This is a genomic window from Sphingobium ummariense RL-3, assembly GCF_000447205.1.
Lineage (GTDB): Bacteria > Pseudomonadota > Alphaproteobacteria > Sphingomonadales > Sphingomonadaceae > Sphingobium > Sphingobium ummariense.
Window position 1 is genome coordinate 1 of the sequence record NZ_AUWY01000067.1, and the last position, 4,308, is coordinate 4,308.

Consider the following 4,308-nt stretch of genomic DNA (forward strand, 5'->3'; position numbering starts at 1 on the left):
TCCTGGGAGAGCTGTTGCCAGCGTTCCACGAACCGATCGGCGCGCAAGTTCGGATCGGCCCGCACCTTGGCCTCCTGCGCCATCGCATCCATCATCGGGCCGCTGCGCCCCGCCGCCGCCTCATGGAGCAAGCCGGGTTCGCGCTGGAACGCCGATGCCATATCGCGCGAAGCCCCCGCCCTGATCTGGTCCAGCGCCTCGGTCGCGCGCTCGAGCGCGACCTTCTGATGCTCCAATACCGGCCCGCCCGATGCGCGGGCCTGCAACACCGCCTCGGCCGAACGCGAGGCCCGCTCGACCGCGCGCCGGAAATCATGGGTAAGGCCCTGCTCGGCACGCGCCGGGGCTTCCTTCGCCGGCGTCGGCGTGCGCGACGACAGTTTCAGCCCATCGAACATGCCCCGCTTGGGAGCCGCTTTTTCCTTCGCGCCCTGCGCTGGCTCGGCCGCCTTCGCCGGCTCGGCCGACAGCTTCAAGCCGTCGAACATGCCGCGCCGCGGCTGTCGCTCGGCCGCGGCCTTCGCATCCCCTGCGCCGCGGCCCTCGCCGATCTCGCGTGGGCGTGGATCTCCGCCCATCTGGCGCATGGTGCCAGCACGCGGGCCAAGAAGCTCCACACCCTTGCGCTCGGGCGCATCCGGCAATCGGATCTCGCCCGACAGACCGCGCCGATCGGCGAACGATTGCGCCTCGGCGTCGCGGTCCCGATACATGGGATAATCCGACGCCATATCCTTCGCCCGCTCGCGCGACAGCGTGCGGACAAGCCGCCGATCGTCGGCGAAGTCGTCGCGGCCATAGTGGAGCTGCACGCCCTCACGGTGCCGCGACAGCGCCACATAGGCCGCATGGCGGTCCATCCCCGGCGTCGCCAGCACATGCCCCTGATCGACCGTCACGCCCTGCGATTTGTGGATGGTCGCGGCATAGCCATGATCGACATGGGCATAGTCCTTGAGGTCGAACGCCACCTGTCGGCCATCATCGAGCCGCACCGCCATGCTGTCGGGCGACACGCGCTCGACCTTCCCCAGCGTGCCGTTCTTCACGCCTAGCCCGCGCTCGTTTTTCAGGAACATGATGCGGTCGCCGGTCGCGAACTCGCGCGCGCCCCGCTCGGCCGAAATCCGCACGTCCTGCCCCAGCTCGCCGGCTTCGCGCAGCCGATCGCGCGCGGCCTGGTTCAAATCACGAACCTCGGCATTGGTGTGGGTGAGGATGATCCGCGTCTTTTCGGGATCGGCAAGCCGCTGCGCGTCCCATGTGTCGATCAGCTCGGCCCGCGCAGCCTCGCGCGTCTCGGCCGCGTGGACCATGCCATGCTCGGCATAGGCATGGATCGCCTCGCCGGTCCTGCCCGTCGCCAGCGCCCGCGTGGCGTCCTTCTGCCAGTCCTCATGCTGCCGGCGAACCTCGCTGATCTCGGCCGCGCCGTGGCGCTCGGCAAGGGACCGGAACGCCGCCCCGGCCTCGATCGCCTGCAACTGCTCGGGATCGCCGACAAGGACCACCTTCGCGCCGGCCCTTTCGGCCTCGGACAATACGCGCTCCATCTGGCGCGTGCCGATCATGCCCGCCTCGTCGATCACCAGCACGTCGCGCGGGCCTAGCAGCTCGCGGCCCTGGTCCCACTGATATTCCATGCTCGCGATCGTGCGGGACTGGATGCCGGAACCGCCCTCAAGCCCCTCGGCCGCGATGCCGGACAAGGCCGCGCCGCGCACCTGATAGCCGGCGCGCTCCCATTCGTCGCGCGCCACGCCCAACATGGTCGATTTGCCGGTGCCGGCATAGCCGACGACGATTGCCAGGTCGTTCTTGCCGGTGATATGCGCCAGGGCGTCCTTTTGCTGGCTTCCCAGCGCAAGGCTTCCACTCTCGGCGGTGTCTCGCCCCCCCATTTGAGACGCCGCCGAGAGACCATGCCCCGCCCGATCGGCAAGCCGATCGCCGGCCTGGCTTAACCGCTGCTCCGTCTCGATCATGTCGCGGGAGGTAAAGCGATCCTCGCCGCGCCCGTCCTTCCCCAGCGCCACCAGCTCGGGCGAGATCCGCACTGCGCGCATCACCTGGTCGAACTGATCCTTGCCGTCGCTGTGCCGGAACGCGAACTGCGCCAGGTCGCGCCGCGTGAACGTCGCCTGTTGGCGCGTGATCGCATCGAGCGCGATGTACGGATTGGCAATGATCTTCTCGCCATTCTCGCGCGCGATCCGGGCATGATCCTCGACCCGCTCGGCCTCAAGCCCCTGTTCGGGCATCCGCGACGCCGCCGGCCCGATCTTGTGTTGCGGCTCAAGGTCGATCCCTTGGCGCTCCAACGTGCGGTGATCTATGCGAGCGTCAATATCCAGCTCGGCCAGGCGCTCGTTGACGTGATCGGCCCACGCCTCGCGCCATTCCTGCAAGAGCGCCGTGCTGTTCCACTCGCGCACCTTCTGCCCGAAACCCTCCGGCCCTACCTCGCGCATCGACAGCATGACATGCGCGTGCGGCTTGGGTTGCCCGTCCTTCCCCATGTCCCAATGCACATTGAGGTCGGCCACCATGCCGCGTTCGACGAACTGCTTTTCGACGAAATCGCGCGCGAGCTGGACACCCTGTTGCTGGTTCAGCTCGCGCGGAATCGAGAACTCGACTTCGCGGGCAAGCTGCGCATCCTTCCGCTTCTCTCCGGCCTCGACCTCATTCCACAGCGTCGTGCGATCGCTTAAACGCTCCGGCGCACCTTCGGGCAACATGATCTCCGAATGGACGACGCCGGCCTTGTTCGAGAAATCATGGTCGCGCCCGAGCCGGTCATCGTGCAGCCGTTCCGCCGCGCGATAGGCCGCGCTGGCAACGGCGCTCGATCCGTTGGCGCGGCTGATGACCTTGGCCGAGAAATGGTAGATCGCCATAACGGCCGCTATACTGCCTTCTCAAGCGCACGTCGGCAACGACGTATAAGCGCGCACTCACCACTCACTGCCGTTCGCGTGATTGACTTCACCGTATTTCTGTTCGGAACCGCTGTCCTGCCAGCGCGATCATGCTACTGTGCGGCTTCTGTTCGACGGGCGCGAGGGAGAGAATGATGCGAAAGACGCGCGACTATGACGCCGAATTGCGGGCACTGAGCGACAAGGCCAAGTCTATCAAGGCGAAGAAGATACAGCAACTCGGCGAGCTGGTGACGGGGACCGGGGCCGATGCGCTCGATCTGGACACGCTCGCCGGTGCGCTGCTCGCCGCCGTGGAATCGGCCGACGCGGAGGAAAGGGAGGCGTGGCGCTCGCGGGGCGCGGCCTTCTTTCAAGGACGCGGGCGCAAGGCTGGGCGACGCGCTGGCGGCAACGGCGAAGGCGGAAACCAAGCTGGCGCAGGCGAGGCACAGGGTTGAAGCCGCCAAGCGCCGCACCGATACGAGAGGATGGGTCGTGCAGCGTCGCGAACGCACCCGCCATCTCATAGAGCTGGGCGGCCTCGTCCAGAAAGCCGGGCTCGTCGAACTGACCGACGACGATCGAGCAACGCTCTATGGCGCGATGCTCGATCTGGCCGCCCGCGCGCAAGGCGATGGCAACGCCCTCGCGCTCTGGAAGCGGCGCGGCAAACGGGCCTTCGACGCGGAAGCGGAAGGACAGGACAACGCGGAAGGAAACGCCCATGACTGACACGTCGCGCCTCTCCTGGCAGCTCCTGATGGTCGGACCGGGAATCGACCGGATCACCCCCGACATTCAGGACAAGCTCGCCTCGCTGCTCGATCTGCTTCCCGCCACCGCGACCATCAATGTCCAGACCGATGCCGGCTATGTCACCGTCTCGCGCGACTGGCCCAGTCACCGCATGGAAACCGTCGATAGCCTGGTGGACGAAATCGCCGCCGCTCCGGGCATCACCCATATCGCGCTGCCGGCAAGCGAAGGACAGGAACCGTGACGCGCGCCCTCGACATCGGGGCGATCCGCGCCCAGGTCCGCGCGCTCGATTATGTGCGCGGCACCCCCGCCGAAGTCGCGATGTGGCGCGAAGGCGATGCCGAAGCCCGCGCCAATCTCGCGATCGAAGGCATGGACCTCGACGCCGACGAACACGCCCTGTTCGACATGCTGCGCGCGGAAGCTGTCCCCCCTCCCCTCGCCACCGCGATCGTCCTCAAGCTGCTCGATCATCCCGACGCGGACCCGGCGCTGGCGATCACGCCGGCAACGATCGGATGACGATGCGGGCCGATCTCGATCATCTTCCCGCCGCCAAGCGCCGCGAACTGGAACGGGTCGCCCGCGTCCTGTTCGATGAATTTGAGGATGCCGTCAAAACCAA

Annotated in this window: 5 protein-coding genes; 4 read left to right on the forward strand and 1 reads right to left on the reverse strand. The window is 67.2% G+C overall.

Translation table 11 applies throughout. The annotated features are described in order from the left end of the window. A partial coding sequence (traA, locus tag M529_RS33355; protein WP_021317596.1) for a Ti-type conjugative transfer relaxase TraA occupies positions 1-2,900 on the reverse strand: 2,900 nt, incomplete at its 3' end. Positions 2,901-3,076: 176 nt separating this feature from the next. Between traA and M529_RS33360 the strand changes: the two genes are divergently transcribed. The 4 genes from M529_RS33360 to M529_RS33375 are packed head-to-tail and all read left to right on the forward strand — an operon-like array spanning position 3,077 to position 4,205. Continuing rightward, positions 3,077-3,382, forward strand: a complete 306-nt coding sequence (locus M529_RS33360; protein WP_013038674.1) for a conjugal transfer protein TraD — start codon at positions 3,077-3,079, stop codon at positions 3,380-3,382. Between the two features lie 37 nt (positions 3,383-3,419). Then, complete coding sequence (locus tag M529_RS33365) at positions 3,420-3,656, forward strand: conjugal transfer protein TraD (RefSeq protein ID WP_013038675.1); 237 nt, start codon at positions 3,420-3,422, stop codon at positions 3,654-3,656. Beyond that, positions 3,649-3,924 carry a hypothetical protein gene (locus tag M529_RS33370; protein WP_013038676.1) on the forward strand — a complete coding sequence of 92 codons (276 nt, stop codon included), beginning with the start codon at positions 3,649-3,651 and terminating at the stop codon, positions 3,922-3,924. The genes M529_RS33365 and M529_RS33370 overlap by 8 nt, the downstream gene beginning before the upstream one ends. Continuing rightward, a complete protein-coding gene (locus tag M529_RS33375) occupies positions 3,921-4,205 on the forward strand; it encodes a hypothetical protein (protein WP_013038677.1) in 285 nt (94 codons plus the stop codon). The genes M529_RS33370 and M529_RS33375 overlap by 4 nt, the downstream gene beginning before the upstream one ends. The last annotated feature ends 103 nt before the right edge of the window (positions 4,206-4,308 follow it).

Coding starts and splice junctions, on each gene's coding strand:
- M529_RS33360 (WP_013038674.1), top strand. CDS start 3,077: ATGCGAAAGACGCGCGACTATGACGCCGAATTGCGGGCACTGAGCGAC.
- M529_RS33370 (WP_013038676.1), top strand. CDS start 3,649: ATGACTGACACGTCGCGCCTCTCCTGGCAGCTCCTGATGGTCGGACCG.